At 46.4% G+C, this 17,714-nt stretch carries 15 protein-coding genes; 6 read left to right on the top strand and 9 right to left on the bottom strand.

Features of this window, described 5'->3' with window-relative positions; translation table 11 throughout:
* Position 1 precedes the first annotated feature (1 nt).
* Entirely contained in the window at positions 2-1,531 is a 1,530-nt protein-coding gene (gene ilvA, locus RH45_RS07040; protein ID WP_008075510.1) for a threonine ammonia-lyase, biosynthetic, read from the top strand.
* Between the two features lie 200 nt (positions 1,532-1,731).
* Complete coding sequence (gene acuI, locus RH45_RS07035; RefSeq protein WP_008075508.1) at positions 1,732-2,712, top strand: acrylyl-CoA reductase (NADPH); 981 nt, start codon at positions 1,732-1,734, stop codon at positions 2,710-2,712.
* Positions 2,713-2,769: 57 nt separating this feature from the next.
* On the opposite strand, the gene RH45_RS07030 is transcribed toward acuI, so the two are convergent.
* Entirely contained in the window at positions 2,770-3,711 is a 942-nt protein-coding gene (locus tag RH45_RS07030; protein ID WP_008075503.1) for a LysR family transcriptional regulator, read from the bottom strand.
* Positions 3,712-3,865: 154 nt separating this feature from the next.
* Positions 3,866-4,051, bottom strand: coding sequence for a hypothetical protein (locus RH45_RS07025; RefSeq protein WP_008075496.1), 186 nt, complete (start codon positions 4,049-4,051; stop codon positions 3,866-3,868).
* A 138-nt stretch (positions 4,052-4,189) separates the two neighbouring features.
* Here RH45_RS07025 and tusA point away from each other — a divergent pair, with 138 nt between their 5' ends.
* A complete protein-coding gene (gene tusA, locus RH45_RS07020) occupies positions 4,190-4,438 on the top strand; it encodes a sulfurtransferase TusA (RefSeq protein WP_039958330.1) in 249 nt (82 codons plus the stop codon).
* 45 nt (positions 4,439-4,483) lie between these two features.
* On the opposite strand, the gene RH45_RS07015 is transcribed toward tusA, so the two are convergent.
* Positions 4,484-4,744 (bottom strand): hypothetical protein, encoded by a 261-nt coding sequence (locus tag RH45_RS07015; protein WP_008075494.1) that lies wholly within the window; start codon positions 4,742-4,744, stop codon positions 4,484-4,486.
* A gap of 157 nt (positions 4,745-4,901) precedes the next feature.
* The gene (locus tag RH45_RS07010) at positions 4,902-5,459 is read right to left on the bottom strand and encodes a TMEM165/GDT1 family protein (RefSeq protein WP_008075493.1); all 558 of its coding nucleotides are present in this window, start codon (positions 5,457-5,459) and stop codon (positions 4,902-4,904) included.
* A 455-nt stretch (positions 5,460-5,914) separates the two neighbouring features.
* Here RH45_RS07010 and glyQ point away from each other — a divergent pair, with 455 nt between their 5' ends.
* The 3 genes from glyQ to RH45_RS06995 all read left to right on the top strand — a co-directional run bounded on the left by glyQ (position 5,915) and on the right by RH45_RS06995 (position 10,363).
* On the top strand, positions 5,915-6,835 hold the full coding sequence (glyQ, locus tag RH45_RS07005) for a glycine--tRNA ligase subunit alpha (RefSeq protein ID WP_008075491.1): 921 nt from the start codon (positions 5,915-5,917) through the stop codon (positions 6,833-6,835).
* 2 nt (positions 6,836-6,837) lie between these two features.
* Positions 6,838-8,904, top strand: coding sequence for a glycine--tRNA ligase subunit beta (glyS, locus tag RH45_RS07000; protein WP_008075490.1), 2,067 nt, complete (start codon positions 6,838-6,840; stop codon positions 8,902-8,904).
* Positions 8,905-9,112: 208 nt separating this feature from the next.
* On the top strand, positions 9,113-10,363 hold the full coding sequence (locus RH45_RS06995) for a valine--pyruvate transaminase (protein WP_008075488.1): 1,251 nt from the start codon (positions 9,113-9,115) through the stop codon (positions 10,361-10,363).
* Between the two features lie 225 nt (positions 10,364-10,588).
* Here the strand turns inward: RH45_RS06995 and RH45_RS06990 are convergent, their stop codons facing one another.
* The 5 genes from RH45_RS06990 to dnaA form a co-directional block, all read right to left on the bottom strand.
* The gene (locus tag RH45_RS06990; RefSeq protein WP_008075487.1) at positions 10,589-11,023 is read right to left on the bottom strand and encodes an Hsp20 family protein; all 435 of its coding nucleotides are present in this window, start codon (positions 11,021-11,023) and stop codon (positions 10,589-10,591) included.
* Positions 11,024-11,413: 390 nt separating this feature from the next.
* Complete coding sequence (gene gyrB / locus RH45_RS06985) at positions 11,414-13,831, bottom strand: DNA topoisomerase (ATP-hydrolyzing) subunit B (protein WP_008075483.1); 2,418 nt, start codon at positions 13,829-13,831, stop codon at positions 11,414-11,416.
* 13 nt (positions 13,832-13,844) lie between these two features.
* Positions 13,845-14,927: a DNA replication/repair protein RecF gene (gene recF, locus RH45_RS06980; RefSeq protein ID WP_008075481.1), complete on the bottom strand. Its 1,083-nt coding sequence runs from the start codon at positions 14,925-14,927 to the stop codon at positions 13,845-13,847.
* A 1-nt stretch (position 14,928) separates the two neighbouring features.
* Positions 14,929-16,029 carry a DNA polymerase III subunit beta gene (gene dnaN, locus RH45_RS06975; RefSeq protein ID WP_008075479.1) on the bottom strand — a complete coding sequence of 367 codons (1,101 nt, stop codon included), beginning with the start codon at positions 16,027-16,029 and terminating at the stop codon, positions 14,929-14,931.
* Positions 16,030-16,122: 93 nt separating this feature from the next.
* Entirely contained in the window at positions 16,123-17,529 is a 1,407-nt protein-coding gene (gene dnaA, locus RH45_RS06970) for a chromosomal replication initiator protein DnaA (protein WP_008075476.1), read from the bottom strand.
* Positions 17,530-17,714 lie beyond the last annotated feature (185 nt).

Here is a 17,714-nt window from a genome sequence, read left to right as displayed (position 1 = left end):
TATGACTCTGACTAATCAAACTGGCGCAGATTACCTGCGCCAGATATTAAGAGCTCCAGTCTATGAAGTGGCGACCGTAACGCCACTGCAAGAAATGCCTCGCCTTACTGCACGTATTGGCAACAACGTACAAATCAAACGTGAAGACCGCCAACCTGTGCACTCATTCAAGCTACGCGGCGCGTACAACATGGTGGCGAGCCTCACGGATGAGCAAAAAGCTGCCGGCGTAATTGCAGCCTCTGCAGGTAACCATGCTCAAGGCATGGCACTGTCTGGCACTAAGCTTGGCATTAAGACCACCATTGTGATGCCAAAAACCACCCCAGACATTAAGGTCGAAGCCGTGCGCGGTTTTGGTGGTAACGTGGTATTGCATGGCAGCAACTTTGATGAAGCCAAAGCCGAAGCTGAGCGCTTGTCTGCTGAGCATGGCTACACCTTTGTACCACCATTCGATCACCCACTTGTGATCGCAGGTCAAGGTACGATCGGCATGGAAATGCTGCAGCAAAATGGTCACCTCGATTACATCTTCGTCCCTGTCGGTGGTGGCGGTCTTGCCGCAGGCGTCGCAGTGTTAGTCAAACAACTGATGCCTGAAATCAAAGTGATTGCGGTCGAACCAGAAGATTCCTCATGCCTAAAAGCTGCACTGGATGCTGGTGAACCAGTCGTTCTCGACCAAGTCAGTATGTTTGCTGATGGCGTCGCCGTAAAACGCATTGGTGAAGAGACTTTCCGCCTCTGTCAGAAATACATTGATGGTCATATCTCAGTTTCTAGCGATGAGATCTGTGCAGCCGTTAAAGATATCTTTGAAGATACGCGTGCGATAGCGGAACCTTCCGGTGCATTGGCACTTGCGGGCTTGAAGAAATTTGCCGAGCAAAATGGGCTGCAAGATAAAAACCTAGGTACTGTTCTTTCTGGGGCTAACACTAACTTCCATGGCCTGCGTTACGTTTCTGAGCGCTGTGAACTGGGTGAGAAGCGTGAGGGTCTCTTGGCGGTGACGATTCCAGAACGTCAGGGGGCTTTCTTTGAGTTCTGTAATCTAATTGGTGGGCGAGCTGTGACTGAGTTTAACTACCGCTATAACGATGATGCTCTCGCCAATATCTTTGTTGGTGTCCGTCTGCAAGGCGGTCAAGAAGAGCTGGATAATATCATTCATGACTTACGTGATGGTGGTTACCCGGTGGTTGACCTTTCTGATGACGAAATGGCTAAGCTACACGTGCGTTATATGATCGGCGGTAAACCTTCTAAGCCACTCAAAGAACGTTTATATAGCTTTGAGTTTCCAGAATATCCTGGTGCACTACTGAAGTTTTTGAGCACACTTGGAACACACTGGAACATCAGCTTATTTAACTATCGTAACCATGGCGCTGACTATGGCCGCGTACTGTGTGGTTTTGAGTTGGATGAATCCGATTTATCTCGCTTCTCCGCTCACCTACGCGAGCTAGGTTACCAATGTAAGGATGAAACCGACAACCCGTCGTACAAATTCTTCCTTTCATAAACGCTATTTAAGCCCTTAAACCATTGGATTAAGGGCTTTTTATTTCCCATCTACTCGACTTCTCACTCATTTGCTTAGACTTTGGTCAAAATGCGTGATGCGCATAGATATAATGCTAAAGTTTCATTTTTGTCATACATATTTTGGGTCTACACTCTAATCAGTTTTTAAATTGCTGCTCTAATTTGTGGAGAGACCAAATGTTTAATGCACTGATTCTAAACCAAGAAGAAAAACGTACTATCGCGACCATCGAACAGATCGACGACGCGCAACTGCCGGAAGGTGAGGTACTGATCGATGTTGATTACTCATCACTAAACTACAAAGACGGTTTAGCAATCACGGGTAAGGGTAAAATCATCCGCAATTTCCCTATGGTGCCAGGTATAGACCTTGCTGGTACGGTCGTGAGCTCTGAAGATGACCGTTACCAAGCAGGCGATAAAGTCGTCCTAACTGGTTGGGGCGTGGGTGAAAACCACTGGGGTGGCATGGCACAGCGCGCACGTCTAAAAGCAGATTGGTTAGTGCCACTACCAAAAGGCCTAGACAGCAAGAAAGCCATGATGGTCGGTACCGCAGGCTTTACTGGCATGCTATGTGTCCAAGCTCTACTTGATGCTGGCATCAAGCCTGAAGATGGTGAGATCCTAGTAACTGGCGCAAGTGGTGGTGTCGGTTCAGTCGCCGTCACTCTACTCGCACAACTTGGCTACCAAGTTGCGGCAGTAACAGGACGCGTTGAACAAAATGGTCCACTACTAGAAAAACTTGGCGCTAGCCGCATCATCGACCGCGTAGAGTTTGAAGAGCCAGCTCGACCACTTGAAAAACAAGTTTGGGCAGGCGCTGTCGATACCGTAGGTAGCAAGGTGCTAGCAAAAGTACTGGCACAGATGGATTACAACAGTGCCGTAGCAGCATGTGGCTTAGCAGGTGGTTTCGATCTACCGACAACAGTAATGCCGTTCATTCTACGTAACGTACGCCTGCAAGGCATTGACTCCGTCTCTTGCCCAACCGAGAAACGTATCGCTGCATGGGAAAAACTGGTTGAGCTACTACCAGACAGCTACTTCGAGCAAGCATGTACCGAAGTAGAGCTAGCTGAAGCGCCGAAATACGCGGAAGACATCACTAACGGCCAAGTCACAGGCCGAGTAGTTATCAAGCTTTAAGCTCACATAAAAAAGAGCCAGCACCTGTAATGCTGGCTCTTTTTTTATTCAAGCAATTTAATCCAACCCAATATCATCAATTCGTTTGGCAATCAGTCGACTACACTCTTCCTTCACAATTCCCCTTAGCCACTCCTGAGCCGGGGAATGCTCGCAACGTGGGTGCCAAATCATCGAATAGTCAAATGGCGTAAACTGGAAAGGCAGGGGTTTGATCACGAGGTCATAACGTTCGGCGACTAAGTAAGCCAGATCGGCTGGCACCGTAATAATCAACGGCATGGTATCAACAATCGCTAATGCAGCTTCTAAGTGGTAAGCACGTAGCACCATTTTGCGCTTAGGTTGATCAACAAGCGCACCTTCTATCAACGCCTTTACCCCATCACTAATGGCGATCATTGCATGAGGGAAGTTAAGGTAATCCTGCAAGCTGAGCTCTTTGTCTGCTAATGGATGCTGCTTGGATAAAAGGCACAACACCCCAACCCGACCTAGGATTTCACTGCGTAACGGCTCAACGGGACCAATTGGCCGGCAAATGGCTAAATCTGCGCCTTCAGAGGTAAGTTGATCCGCGAGTCTGTCATGTTGCAAAGGCAAAAAGTTAAACGACACATTAGGCGCTTCTTGGTAGATACGCGGCAGAGCGAATGGCAGGATGGTTTGCATCGCATAGTCTGTTGTAGCGATATTAAACGTCTGATCGCAGCTGTGTGGCTCAAACTCCAATGGAGACAACAACTGCCTTAATGACTCCAATGGTTCACCTAAACTTCGGTCTATTTCTAGTGCTTTTTCTGTCGGTATCAGGTGCTGACCTTGGCGGGTGAATAGTGGATCATCCAGCATATCGCGCAGGCGGCCGAGCACTCGACTCATAGCCGACTGACTGAGGTTAAGGCGGTGAGCGGCTTTACTTACACTGCATTCTTCAATCAGAACACGCAATGCAACCAACAAATTAAGATCACGACGATAAATGTCTTCTAATTCCACGGTGTAACCACATACTTTGGCTGGGTATGAGCCAATTGTACCTTTTTCAGGCAAAAAAAATCCCGCTTTTCAGCGGGGAAGCCCAAGAAAACTGGGGATAGTGTCGGAATGTAGTTGAATGTAGTGAAAGTACGGTCAATAGTTGGAAGTGCTATTAACCATCCTCTTGCTCAGATGCACTCGGCCAGCGGTGCATCTCAAGCCAAATCCCTACTACCGTCGCTCCCATACCAAGCAATGGCATAAAAGAAGACGATTCAGTTGGTGAACGTAAAACAAGCGCGCAAAAAGAGATAAAACACAGCACAGAATAGATAGTGAGCCGATCTAAAGCTGTCATACGAGTCGCTCCTTGCCTTTAAATGTTACCAACTTGTTAACTAAGTTAAAACAAAATGATCACTTTGCCAAGGGGTTATTGAATATTTTTTCTTCACCAGTATTATCTAGCCCCAATAGAGGTAAATTAACTATGACCATGACATTCAATTCAGAGCAGGCAAATAAAACACTCGAGGCACAAGGACTACGTTGCCCAGAGCCGGTAATGATGGTCAGGAAGACAATTAGAAATATGCAGGATGGGGAAGTGTTGCTCGTCAACGCGGATGACCCGTCAACCACACGCGATATTCCAAGCTTTTGTCGTTTTATGGATCACCAATTGATTGGTTCACAAACGGAAGAATTGCCTTACCAATATTTGATTAAAAAAGGCATGGCATAATCGCACGCTAAATGAGCAAAACGGCAGCCCAAAGGCTGCCGTTTTTTATTCATCGTATTCTAGGGTTCGGAGCTCTGATTGCAGCTTGTTGAGCTGTTTTTGCATTGCGCGCATTTCCTCATGCATCGGAATAATGTGTGCGACGCGAATCCAAGCCTCAACCGTTAGGCCAGTTAAAATAAACGTCCCGGCGACAATCGGTAGCCACATATCGGTCAGTACCATGGCAAGGATGCACAATACCAACCCAAAGGTGAACAAATAACTCTGACTCTTAGGGGTCATCCCCATATAACGTGTAAGCATAATCTTGCCCTCTCGCTATCATTCACATGGTTAAAGTAGCATGACAATTGTGACACTAATATGTCAGCGATCACGACTCTGAGCGAATTTTAGCGAGAGTTTGAAGCGCATCAATTAAATGCGAGTTATTGATATTTAACCCCAATTTCATTGATATTTAGTGAAAGATAGCGGCAGCTAATGCCAATGCGACAAACAACAATGCGGTGACTTTTCGGATCAAATCCAGCGGCATCTTATCAGCGGACAATTTACCAATTAACACCACAGGTACATTCGCCAATAGCATACCAATCGTGGTACCCAGTATCACCCAGGTTAAAGCATCCGAATACTGTGCTCCTAGAATTGAAGTCGCGATTTGGGTTTTGTCGCCTATCTCAGCAATGAAAAATGCGATAAAGCTGGCAATAAAGGGGCCTCGATTTGATATTTCTTCGTCATCATCGAGCTTATCTGGAATCAATACCCAAGCCGCCATCGCGATAAAACTCACCACCAGCACCCACTTTAGAACGTCAGGTGAAAGGTAATCGGCGATAACAACGCCCAACCAAGCTGCCAAAGCATGGTTAGCAATGGTAGCAAGAAATATAGCAGCAATGATCGGCAAAGGTTTGCGATATCGACTGGCTAACAGCAGAGATAATAATTGAGTTTTGTCACCGATCTCCGCCAAAGCGACGGTAGTGATAGAAATAGCTAAAACGCTCACGACATGCTCTTTGAGGGCAGGGATTATAATTTTAACCAAAGACAAACCTCACGCCCCGCCCCGGTTCGTGATGATTTGTCTAAGGTCTTGCTAAACGCGATCGACAGTATTTTGATTAGATTGGTCGATACCCCGTCTCGAACGCCATGATGATTTTGCATCAATTATGTTGACGAACGAACCCAACATCCCAGTGTTGATGATAGGTAAGCTACTCCCCAAAGACGGCGGAATTCTAACCATCTGAATACGGTTTCTCAAGCAATAAACTACAAATAAACTCCCTTTTAGGAAAATTTGGACGAATAAGCCAATAAATTTCTATTAAAGGAGAATTTTGCCTACGAATTAATCAAGATTAGCTCTACTCCCATGCCAATTATCTGGGTATACTTGATTGTTATTTTTTGTCTGTTTTAGACACAACTTTTACTCAAAGAATTGCGCGAATTACTATGCAAAAATACGATATCAAAACCTTCCAGGGAATGATCCTCGCGCTGCAGGATTACTGGGCACAAAACGGTTGTACTATTGTTCAACCTCTAGATATGGAAGTAGGTGCGGGCACCTCTCACCCAATGACATGTCTACGTGCACTTGGCCCAGAGCCAATGTCGACAGCTTACGTTCAACCTTCACGTCGTCCTACCGATGGCCGTTACGGTGAAAACCCGAACCGTCTGCAGCACTACTATCAGTTCCAAGTAGCCCTAAAGCCTTCTCCGGATAACATTCAGGAGTTGTATCTAGGCTCGCTTGAAGTTCTTGGTATCGACCCGCTAGTACACGACATTCGCTTCGTTGAAGATAACTGGGAAAACCCAACGCTAGGTGCATGGGGTCTTGGTTGGGAAGTTTGGCTAAACGGCATGGAAGTAACTCAGTTTACTTACTTCCAGCAAGTGGGTGGTCTTGAGTGTAAACCTGTGACTGGTGAGATCACTTACGGTATCGAGCGTCTAGCAATGTACATCCAAGAAGTGGACTCTGTTTACGATCTCGTGTGGAACATCGCACCAGACGGTAGCAAAGTGACTTACGGTGACATCTTCCACCAAAACGAAGTAGAGCAATCAACGTACAACTTCGAACACGCAGACGTGGATTTCCTATTCACCTTCTTCGATCAGTGTGAGAAAGAGTGTAAAGAGCTACTTGAACTAGAGAAGCCACTTCCGCTTCCAGCTTACGAGCGCATTCTAAAAGCGGGTCACGCATTCAACATCCTTGATGCGCGCAAAGCTATCTCTGTTACAGAGCGCCAACGTTACATCCTTCGTATCCGCAACCTGACTAAGTCTGTTGCTGAAGCGTACTACGCATCACGTGAAGCGCTTGGCTTCCCAATGTGCCGTAAGGAAGAGGAGAAGTAATCATGGCAAAAGAATTTCTAATTGAACTGGGTACTGAAGAGCTACCACCAACGCAACTTCGTACTCTAGCGGAAGCGTTCGCAGCAAACTTCGAAGCTGAGCTTAAAGGCGCGAGCCTAGCTCACGAAGGAGTGAAGTGGTACGCAGCTCCTCGTCGTCTGGCTCTAAAAGTCGCGGCACTGGCTGAAGGCCAAGAAGACAAAGTAGTTGAAAAGCGCGGCCCTGCGGTTTCTGTGGCATTCGATGCTGACGGCAACGCAACTAAAGCCGCTCAAGGTTGGGCTCGTAGTAACGGCATCACGGTTGAACAAGCAGACCGCCTAGTCACAGACAAAGGCGAATGGCTTCTTTTCAAACAAGAAGTAAAAGGCCAAGCAACGTCTGAAATCGTTGTTGACCTAGCAGCGAAAGCACTAGGCAACCTACCAATCGCTAAACCAATGCGTTGGGGTAACAAGACCACTCAGTTTATCCGCCCAGTTAAAACGCTAACCATGCTAATGGGCGCTGACCTTATCGAAGGTGAGATACTAGGGGTAGCCTCTGATCGCACTATCCGTGGTCACCGCTTCATGGGTGAGCAAGAGTTCACTATCGATTCTGCAGAGCAATACCCAGCGATCCTAGAAGAGCGCGGTAAAGTAATGGCAGATTACGAAGCGCGTAAAGCCATCATCCTTGCTGACTCGCAAAAAGCAGCAGCAGCAGTTGGCGGTGTTGCAGACCTAGAAGATGACTTAGTAGAAGAAGTAACGTCTCTGGTTGAATGGCCAGTGGTACTCACTGCGAAGTTTGAAGAAGAGTTCCTAAAGGTTCCTTCTGAAGCATTGGTTTACACCATGAAGGGTGACCAGAAGTACTTCCCTGTTTACGACGAAAACAAGAAGCTACTACCTAACTTCATCTTCGTTTCAAACATTGAGTCTAAAGAGCCTCGCTACGTCATCGAAGGTAACGAGAAGGTTGTACGTCCACGTCTAGCGGATGCTGAATTCTTCTTTAACACTGACCGTAAGCGCCCTCTTATCGACCGCCTACCTGAGCTAGAGCAAGCGATTTTCCAAAAGCAGCTTGGCACTATCAAAGATAAAACAGACCGCATCACAGAGCTTGCTGGCTACATCGCAGAGCAAATCGATGCTGACGTTGAAAAGTCTAAGCGTGCAGGTCTTCTGGCGAAGTGTGACCTAATGACATCAATGGTATTCGAGTTTACCGATACTCAAGGTGTAATGGGCATGCACTACGCGACTCACGATGGTGAAGATGAGCAAGTGGCACTGGCGCTTTACGAGCAGTACATGCCTCGTTTCGCCGGTGACGAGCTACCAAGCACAGGGATCTCTTCTGCGGTAGCAATGGCTGACAAGCTAGATACGATTGTTGGTATCTTCGGTATTGGCCAAGCTCCTAAGGGCTCTGACCCATTCGCACTTCGTCGTGCGTCTCTAGGTGTACTACGTATCATCGTAGAAAACGGCTATAGCCTAGACCTAACAGACCTAATTGCAAAGGCTCAGTCTCTGTTCGGTGACAAGCTTACTAACGCGAACGTTGCAAACGACGTTATCGACTTCATGCTTGGCCGTTTCAACGCATGGTACAAAGACGAAGGCTACAGCGTGGATATCATCCAAGCGGTACTGGCTAACCGTCCGACTAAACCAGCAGACTTCGACCAGCGCGTGAAAGCGGTATCTCACTTCCGTGAGCTAGAAGCAGCAGAAGCACTAGCAGCAGCGAACAAGCGTGTAGGTAACATCCTAGCGAAATTCGACGGCGAACTAGCAGCAGACATCGATCTTGCGCTTCTACAAGAAGACGCAGAAAAAGCGCTAGCAGAAAGCGTTGAAGTGATGACTGAAGCGCTAGAGCCAGCATTTGCAACAGGTAACTACCAAGAAGCACTAAGCAAGCTAGCTGACCTACGTGAGCCTGTCGATGCATTCTTCGACAACGTAATGGTGATGGCTGATGACGAAGCTCTGAAGAAGAACCGTCTAACACTGCTGAATAACCTGCGTAACCTATTCTTGGAAATTGCCGATATCTCTCTATTACAGAAGTAATCGCCAAAGTAAGGCTTAAGCCCTTACATAAAACAAGTCTATTAAAGCCCAACTCCTCGGAGTTGGGTTTTTCTTTATCGATGCCCCAATTTAGTGCTTTTCGTCGTATGACCATTGATGTATGTTCAAGGATTATTCGATTAGCTAGCCACGCACTAGCTGTTTCATGACAAAAGCAATGACAATAATGAATTAGGTACGATAAGTAATGCAGTTCTCAAAATTTGGTGAAAAGTTTAATCAGTATTCAGGTATTACCCAATTAATGGATGATTTAAATGATGGCCTACGCACCCCTGGCGCCATCATGCTCGGTGGAGGTAACCCTGCCGCCATTCCTGCCATGCTCGATTACTTCCAACTCGCCAGTGAAGAGATGCTTGAAAGTGGTGAGTTGGTTGCCGCCATGGCGAACTATGATGGCCCTCAAGGCAAAGATGCATTTGTTAAAGCTCTCGCTAAGCTACTCAAAGATACCTATGGCTGGAGTATTACTGAAAAGAACATCAGCTTAACCAACGGCAGTCAAAGTGGCTTTTTTTACCTATTCAACTTACTTGCAGGTAAGCAGCCTGATGGCTCACACAAAAAGATTCTTCTGCCATTAGCGCCGGAGTACATCGGCTATGGCGATGCTGGTGTCGATGAAGATATCTTTGTCTCTTACCATCCTGAAATTGAGATGCTTGAGGATGGCTTGTTTAAGTACCATGTTGACTTTGAACAGCTAAAAGTCGATGACTCAGTCGCGGCAATCTGTGCCTCTCGCCCTACCAATCCAACCGGAAACGTACTGACTGACGAAGAGATCCACAAACTGGATAAGCTGGCACGAGAGAACAACATTCCTCTGATCATCGATAACGCCTACGGACTGCCATTTCCAAATATCATCTTTGAAGACGTGCAGCCATTCTGGAATGAAAATACCATTCTTTGTATGAGCTTATCCAAACTAGGATTACCAGGGGTGCGCTGTGGCATCGTCATTGCCAGTGAAGAGATCACCCAAGCGATGACTAATATGAATGGCATTATTAGCTTAGCGCCCGGTAGTATCGGCCCTGCCCTCGCCAATCACATCATAGGCAAAGGTGATTTGCTCAAACTTAGCTCCGAAGTCATCAAGCCTTTCTATCAACAAAAGTCTCAGCGCGCCGTAGAGCTGTTACAACAGGAAATCACCGACTCTCGTTTTCGTATTCATAAACCGGAAGGGGCCATTTTCCTATGGCTATGGTTTGATGAACTGCCAATCACAACGATGGAACTATATAAGCGTTTGAAAGCGCGCGGTGTTCTTATCGTACCTGGAGAGTACTTCTTTATCGGCCAAGAAGATGACTGGGAGCATGCTCATCAATGCTTGCGTATGAACTATGTACAAGATGATGAGATGATGCAAAAAGGGATTAAGATTATTGCTGAAGAAGTTGAAAAGGCATATCAGCAAGGATAATACCTAACGGTGACCTGAATAGCGATTGCTTTCCAAGTCGCTTAAGCAAGGTTAATTACTAGGGATAAGCACTGCTGCAATATCTGCGCATACTTGGCGCCATCGCTACGCAGGTTATGCGTATCCTATAACGCTAGAGACAAAAAAGAGCACCGCCTTCTTCAAGGTAAGGGTGCTCTTTCACTCTTCTTCCCGGATAACTCAGCTATTTAAAGCTGATGACAATTAACCCTCAATCAGGTTTTTGCCATTAATAGCAATTTTGCGGGGTTGCATCGCTTCAGGGATTTCGCGCTCTAGATCAATATGTAGTAGACCATTTTCCATACTTGCACCCACCACTTTTACGTAGTCTGCTAGCTGGAACTTACGCTCGAAATCGCGCTCTGCGATACCTTGATACACGTATTGCTTCTCTTCTTCTGTTTTACGTTCACCCTTAACGATCAGCATGTTCTCTTTTTGAGTAAGATCTAGCTGCTCTTCAGCAAAGCCTGCAACTGCCATCGTAATACGGTAGTTGTTTTCATCTTTTTGCTCGATATTGTATGGAGGGTAACCGCCAGAAGTGCTCTTCGAGGTGTTTGCTTCCATCATGTTGAATAGACGATCGAAGCCAATTGCGTTGCGGTAAAGTGGAGTGAAATCTACAGTTCTCATAATGCTACCCTTTTAGTAAGCAATAGTCTTAGTCGCGAGTTTGCACGGATCGATACTGTGAACGAGCCTTGCCGACTAAGGGATTTATCCGCTACTCCTCGGGCTCTATTAACACTGGGACGTAGTAATAAATCAGTTCAATTGTGTGCCTCTAAAGTCATCCTCTCCTGAGCGATACCTTATCAGCGTTCCAGAGGGTCTGTTTCTTCTCTTATGAGCAAGACAGCTTCCCTCTTCACCAATAGATATGTGGATAGCACAAATCAGTTTCAAGGGATTATTTTCAAATATTTTTCCAAACCAATATTTTTCAATTACTTAAAAAACAAAAAGACCGCCATTTCGGGCAGTCTTTTTAATTCATTTTAGATTATTCCATTCAAGAAAAATCTATACATCCAAGTTAGCAACCTTTAACGCATTCTCTTCGATGAAATTACGACGAGGTTCCACTTGGTCACCCATTAGTGTCGTGAACAGTTGGTCTGCGCCGACTGCATCTTCAATCGTTACCTGCATCATGCGACGTGTTTCTGGGTCCATAGTAGTTTCCCAAAGCTGGTCTGGGTTCATCTCACCTAGACCTTTGTAACGTTGTAGGCTTAGACCACGACGCGACTCTTTAATTAGCCACTCTAATGCATCAACAAAGCTTGATACAGGTTGAGTACGCTCACCACGTTTGATGTAAGCGCCGTCTTCAATCAGGCCGTCTAACGCTTCTGAAAGGTCAGCAAGCTTGCCGTACTCTTTAGAGTTAAACAGATCAACACTGAGTGCAAAATCGTGTGTTACGCCGTGGGTACGAACAATAATCTTAGGTAGGTTTAGACCTAACTCAGCATGTTGCTCGACTTCGAAGCTGTATTGGCTGGCACCGACTTCTTTGGCATTCAATTGCTCAACCAATTGTTTAGTCCAAGCTTCGACTGCCGTTGCATCATGGCACTGCTCAGCCGTTAGGCGTGGCGAGTAAATAAGCTCATGAACCAAAGAGCGCGGGTAACGGCGGCTCATGCGATCCACCAGCTTAATGCCAGAGTTGTACTGTTTCACTAAGCTTTCTAGCGCTTCGCCAGACAGCGCAGGCGCTTCAGCATTAACGTGTAACGACGCGTTATCCAGTGCCAATGACACTTGGTACTGGTTCATTGCATCTTCATCTTTAATGTACTGCTCTTGCTTACCTTTCTTCACTTTGTAAAGCGGTGGCTGAGCGATGTATACGTAGCCACGCTCTATAAGCTCTGGCATTTGACGGTAGAAGAAGGTCAACAGAAGCGTACGGATGTGCGAACCATCGACGTCAGCATCGGTCATGATGATGATGTTGTGGTAACGCAGTTTGTCTGGGTTGTACTCGTCACGACCGATACCACAGCCTAGAGCGGTGATAAGCGTTGCCACCTCTTGAGAGGACAGCATTTTGTCAAAGCGTGCTTTCTCAACGTTTAGGATTTTACCTTTCAGCGGAAGAATCGCTTGGTTCTTACGGTTACGGCCTTGTTTTGCGGAGCCGCCTGCCGAATCACCCTCCACTATGTAGAGTTCAGACAGAGCCGGATCTTTTTCCTGACAATCTGCCAGTTTGCCTGGTAGACCAGCGAGATCGAGCGCGCCTTTACGACGAGTCATTTCACGAGCTTTACGGGCTGCATCACGAGCGCGCGCTGCATCAATAATCTTAGTACAAACAGTTTTCGCTTCTGCTGGGTGCTCAACAAGGAACTCAGACAGCTTTTCGCCCATCGCTTGCTCAACGGCCGACTTCACTTCAGAAGAAACCAGCTTATCTTTGGTTTGGCTTGAGAACTTTGGATCAGGTACTTTAACTGAGATAACTGCGGTTAGACCTTCACGCGCATCATCACCCGATGTTGCTGTTTTCGCTTTCTTCGAGAAGCCTTCTTTGTCCATGAACGAGTTCAAGGTACGAGTTAGGGCTGCACGGAAGCCTGCAAGGTGAGTACCACCATCACGCTGAGGGATGTTGTTGGTAAAACAATAGATGTTCTCTTGATAACCATCGTTCCACTGCATCGCCACTTCTACAGCAATGCCGTCTTCACGCTCCGCATTAAAGTGGAAGACTTTCTCGATGATAGGCGTTTTATTGGTGTTCAAGTGTTCAACAAACGCTTGAATACCACCTTCGTACATGAAGTGATCGTTTTTATCTTCTTCACGCTCATCACGTAGCTTGATCGATACGCCAGAGTTTAGGAAAGATAGCTCACGTAGACGCTTAGCTAGAATATCGTAATGGAACTCGGTGTTAGAGAAAGTCTCTTCACTTGGCCAAAAACGAATTTCTGTACCCGTTTTATCCGTCTCACCGATCACCGCGAGTGGCGCTTGAGGCTCACCATGGTGATACGTTTGAGTGTGGATCTGGCCACCGCGATGGATAGTTAGCGTAACTTGCTTAGACAGAGCGTTTACTACCGAAACACCTACACCGTGAAGACCACCCGATACCTTGTATGAGTTGTCATCAAATTTACCACCAGCGTGAAGTACCGTCATGATAACTTCGGCTGCTGACACTTTTTCTTCTGGGTGCATCTCAGTAGGGATACCACGACCATCGTCGCGTACCGATACAGAGCAATCTTCATGGATAGTGACAATGATGTCTTTACAGTGACCTGCTAACGCTTCATCAATTGAGTTATCCACCACCTCAAAAACCATGTGGTGCAGACCGGTACCATCATCCGTGTCGCCGATGTACATACCAGGACGCTTACGAACGGCGTCCAGACCTTTTAGTACTTTAATACTCGATGAATCGTAATTTTCAGACATGAGTTATCTTCCGCTATATATTTTGCTCTATTGTGCCATGTTCCACATGGAACATCTTGCCATTTTCATCTGCCATATCGGCAACTTGGCTTTGCGTAATAGAACTTACAAAAACTTGTGCCCCCGTCTCTTTTAAGCACTCTGCGAGCCGCTCACGACGTTGGCTATCTAATTCCGATGCAAAGTCATCAATCAGGTAAATACATTGCTTGCCGGTCATTTCGGTCAAGTGTTGGCCTTGTGCGACTCGAAGTGCACACACCATCAACTTCAGTTGACCGCGAGACAGTACATCTTCAACCGGCGTGCCGTTTACCTTAATTTTTAAGTCTGCCTTGTTAGGGCCACTAAATGTGTAACCTAGTGACTGATCCCGCTCAAAGTTCTTTTCTAGAATCTGTTGATAAGGGGTATCTTTGTCCCAGCCTCGGTAATACTTCAGCTGGATATCAAACTCCGGCAGGAAAGTTTGACAAATTTCTTCCGCTTTTGACTTCATTTGTTCGACATAAATCGAACGCCATTGACTGATGTTTTCAGCCAACCGAGCCATTTCTTGATCCCAGTAACTGAGTTCGCGATAGCTTGAAGCGGTTTTTAGCAAGGCATTGCGCTGCTTGTTTAAACGCTTAAATCGCCCCCATGCATCGTAGAAGGCTGACTCGGTATGAAATACGCCCCAGTCAATAAATGCGCGGCGATGTTTCGGCCCATCCGTCAGCAAATCAAACCCTTCAGGGTGGATTAATTGCAGGGGTAAGACTTGCGCCAAGTGAGCGAGCTTTTGCCCAGATTGACCGCCTATTTTAACCTCTGTTGAGCCATCGCGCTGCTTATTAATGCCAATTGGTAGCTCAAATTGATCCGAGTTCAAAAAACGTCCATGAACAAACAGCTCATTACAGTCGTTTTGAATAATTCTCCCCGTCAGAGAGCTCTTAAAAGAGCGGCCGTGACCAAGCAGATAAATAGCCTCTAAAACGCTGGTTTTGCCACTTCCGTTTGGGCCAATAAGAAAGTTAAAGCCTGCTGACAGGTTAATGTCACAGGCTTCAATGTTTCTAAATTGCTTTATGATGAGACGGGTAAGCGGCATGCTAAAGTCGAATCGGCATCACCACGTACATGGCACTGTCGTCATCCGCATTTTCAATCAATGCACTCGCGTTCGCATCTGACATCGATACGCGTACTTTTTCACAACGCAATGTATTGAGGACATCGAGAACGTAACTGACATTAAAGCCAATCTCGATCGGCTCACCGTCGAAACTGACGTCCAACATTTCTTCCGCTTCTTCCTGCTCAGGATTGTTGGCCGTGATGCGCATCTCGGTATCTGCTAAATTCACCCGCACACCGCGGAACTTCTCATTAGAAAGAATCGCAGCACGCGAAAATGCAGAGCGTAACTCGTCACAACCTGTTTCAAGTGTTTTCGTAGTATTTTGCGGCATTACGCGGCGATAATCCGGGAATCGGCCATCAACAAGCTTCGAAGTGAAAACGAAGTTGTTGACTTCAGCACGTAGATTCGAGCTGCCAATCTGCAATGTCACCGGTTGCTCTGGTGCATCCATCAGTTTAACCAGCTCAAGTACCCCTTTACGCGGTACGATAATTTGCTGCTGTGCAAAGTCTGCACCTAACTGGGTTTGTGACACAGCCATTCGGTGTCCATCAGTCGCGACACTGCGTAATGTCGTGCCGTCAATCTCAAATAACATACCGTTGAGGTAGTAACGAACGTCTTGGTTCGCCATTGAAAATTGGGTCTTTTCTATTAGTCCACGCAATTCAGCTTGGCTAAGAGAAATCTCAACCTCACTTTGCCAATCTTCGATGTTTGGAAAATCACTGGCGGGTAACGTCGACAATGAGAAGCGACTGCGGCCTGAACGAACTTGGACGCGATCACCTTCAAGTACGAAAGTAATCACCGAATCATCAGGTAAACCGCGACAAATATCCAAAAACTTGCGCGAAGGTACAGTAACACTGCCCGCTTCAAACTCGCCTTCCAGCGTCACTCGACTGATCAACTCGACTTCAAGGTCCGTTGCGGTCATCGATAAAACGTTATCTTCTACTTTCAGAAGTAAGTTGCCAAGAATTGGCAAGGTTGGACGACCACCTAAAGCACCTGACACTTGCTGCAGAGGCTTGAGTAAATGGCTACGTTCAATAGAAAATTTCATATGACGCTCTTATCAGAATTCTTTTGATTGATATAAAAGAGATGAGTTCGAGAGTTATGACCTCGAAAACCCGAGGTCATAGAATACTGCGAATTAAGAAGAAAGGGTACGAATCAAATTCGAGTAATCTTCTTTAATGTCATGGCTCTCTTCGCGCAGTTGCTCAATCTTACGACATGCATGCAACACTGTCGTGTGGTCACGGCCACCAAATGCATCACCAATTTCAGGCAAACTGTGGTTGGTAAGCTCTTTGGCCAATGCCATGGCTAACTGACGAGGACGCGCAACAGAACGAGAACGACGTTTGGACAGCAGATCTGCCACTTTAATCTTGTAGTATTCGGCGACTGTCTTTTGAATGTTATCAATCGTCACCAACTTTTCTTGCAGAGCAAGTAAGTCACGCAGTGCTTCACGAACAAAGTCGATAGTAATTGGACGACCAGTAAAGTTGGCATTGGCTATAACACGGTTCAATGCCCCTTCCAGTTCACGAACGTTAGAGCGCAGACGTTTCGCAATAAAGAATGCAACCTCATCCGCAAGATGGATTTGGTGATCTTCCGCTTTCTTCATCAAGATAGCAACGCGCGTTTCCAGCTCTGGTGGCTCGATCGCAACAGTGAGACCCCAACCAAAACGAGACTTCAGACGATCCTCTACTCCACTGATCTCTTTCGGGTAACGGTCAGAGGTTAGAATGATCTGTTGGTTACCTTCAAGCAATGCGTTGAAAGTGTGAAAAAACTCTTCCTGAGAACGCTCTTTATTGGCAAAGAATTGAATATCATCTATCAATAATGCATCAACGCTGCGGTAGTAGCGTTTGAACTCTTCAATGGCATTATTTTGCAGCGCTTTAACCATGTCTTGCACAAAACGCTCTGAGTGCATGTAGACCACTTTCGCATTTGGTTTGTTATCGACAATCGCGTTGCCTACCGCGTGCAACAGGTGAGTTTTACCTAAACCAGTACCGCCATAAAGGAACAACGGGTTATAAGCAGAACCCGGGTTATCAGAAACCTGACGCGCCGCTGCTAAGCCAAGTTGGTTAGATTTACCTTCAACAAAGTTGTTGAACTTGTGCTTTGGATTCACATTGGAGCGGTGGTTAATGTCCGCGATGGCTTGTGCATCGTCGTCCCATGTCTTATGCACAGGCTTACGTGCTTGCAATTGTGCTGGCGCCGATGACTCAGCCGCAACATCTGCAGGCGTACGTTTAGGCGCAGGTTTTGGCGCTGCAACAGGCCGACTTCCGACTTCAAAGCGGAGACTTGGAATATCGTTACCACAGTACTCTTGCAGCAGGCGATTAATGCTATTGAGGTATTTATCGCGTACCCAATCAAGGACAAAGCGGTTTGGGGCAAACAAAGTGAGCGTATTGTCATTGAGCTCAGCTTGCAGCGGACGAACCCACATACTGAATTCTGTTGCTGGTAGCTCTTCTTGAAGCTGTTGCAGACATTGCAACCAAAGCGAAGATGACACGGTGCCCCCACTCGAAGTTATTGATCAGAAAAGATTGGCAATTTTACCTGTTGATAACCAAGATCGCCAGCAATTGATCGTAGATCCAGTGAATAAGATCTAAGTTATTCACAATATTTTCCCTAATATCCGCTTGATCCCCACATCATGCCCCATTTTTACCCACACTTTGATCCACATTTGTG

The organism is Vibrio sinaloensis DSM 21326, from assembly GCF_000189275.1.
GTDB lineage: Bacteria > Pseudomonadota > Gammaproteobacteria > Enterobacterales > Vibrionaceae > Vibrio > Vibrio sinaloensis.
The sequence above is the reverse complement of the archived record's forward strand: the minus strand, read 5'-3'. Positions and strand labels throughout refer to the sequence as shown.

Bases quoted from the DNA above. Each gene is read 5' to 3' on its own strand.
- tusA (WP_039958330.1), top strand. From the start codon at position 4,190: ATGACATTCAATTCAGAGCAGGCAAATAAAACACTCGAGGCACAAGGA.
- RH45_RS07025 (WP_008075496.1), bottom strand. From the start codon at position 4,051: ATGACAGCTTTAGATCGGCTCACTATCTATTCTGTGCTGTGTTTTATC.
- glyQ (WP_008075491.1), top strand. From the start codon at position 5,915: ATGCAAAAATACGATATCAAAACCTTCCAGGGAATGATCCTCGCGCTG.
- RH45_RS06995 (WP_008075488.1), top strand. From the start codon at position 9,113: ATGCAGTTCTCAAAATTTGGTGAAAAGTTTAATCAGTATTCAGGTATT.
- RH45_RS06990 (WP_008075487.1), bottom strand. From the start codon at position 11,023: ATGAGAACTGTAGATTTCACTCCACTTTACCGCAACGCAATTGGCTTC.
- recF (WP_008075481.1), bottom strand. From the start codon at position 14,927: ATGCCGCTTACCCGTCTCATCATAAAGCAATTTAGAAACATTGAAGCC.
- gyrB (WP_008075483.1), bottom strand. From the start codon at position 13,831: ATGTCTGAAAATTACGATTCATCGAGTATTAAAGTACTAAAAGGTCTG.
- glyS (WP_008075490.1), top strand. From the start codon at position 6,838: ATGGCAAAAGAATTTCTAATTGAACTGGGTACTGAAGAGCTACCACCA.
- RH45_RS07015 (WP_008075494.1), bottom strand. From the start codon at position 4,744: ATGCTTACACGTTATATGGGGATGACCCCTAAGAGTCAGAGTTATTTG.
- ilvA (WP_008075510.1), top strand. From the start codon at position 2: ATGACTCTGACTAATCAAACTGGCGCAGATTACCTGCGCCAGATATTA.
- dnaN (WP_008075479.1), bottom strand. From the start codon at position 16,029: ATGAAATTTTCTATTGAACGTAGCCATTTACTCAAGCCTCTGCAGCAA.
- acuI (WP_008075508.1), top strand. From the start codon at position 1,732: ATGTTTAATGCACTGATTCTAAACCAAGAAGAAAAACGTACTATCGCG.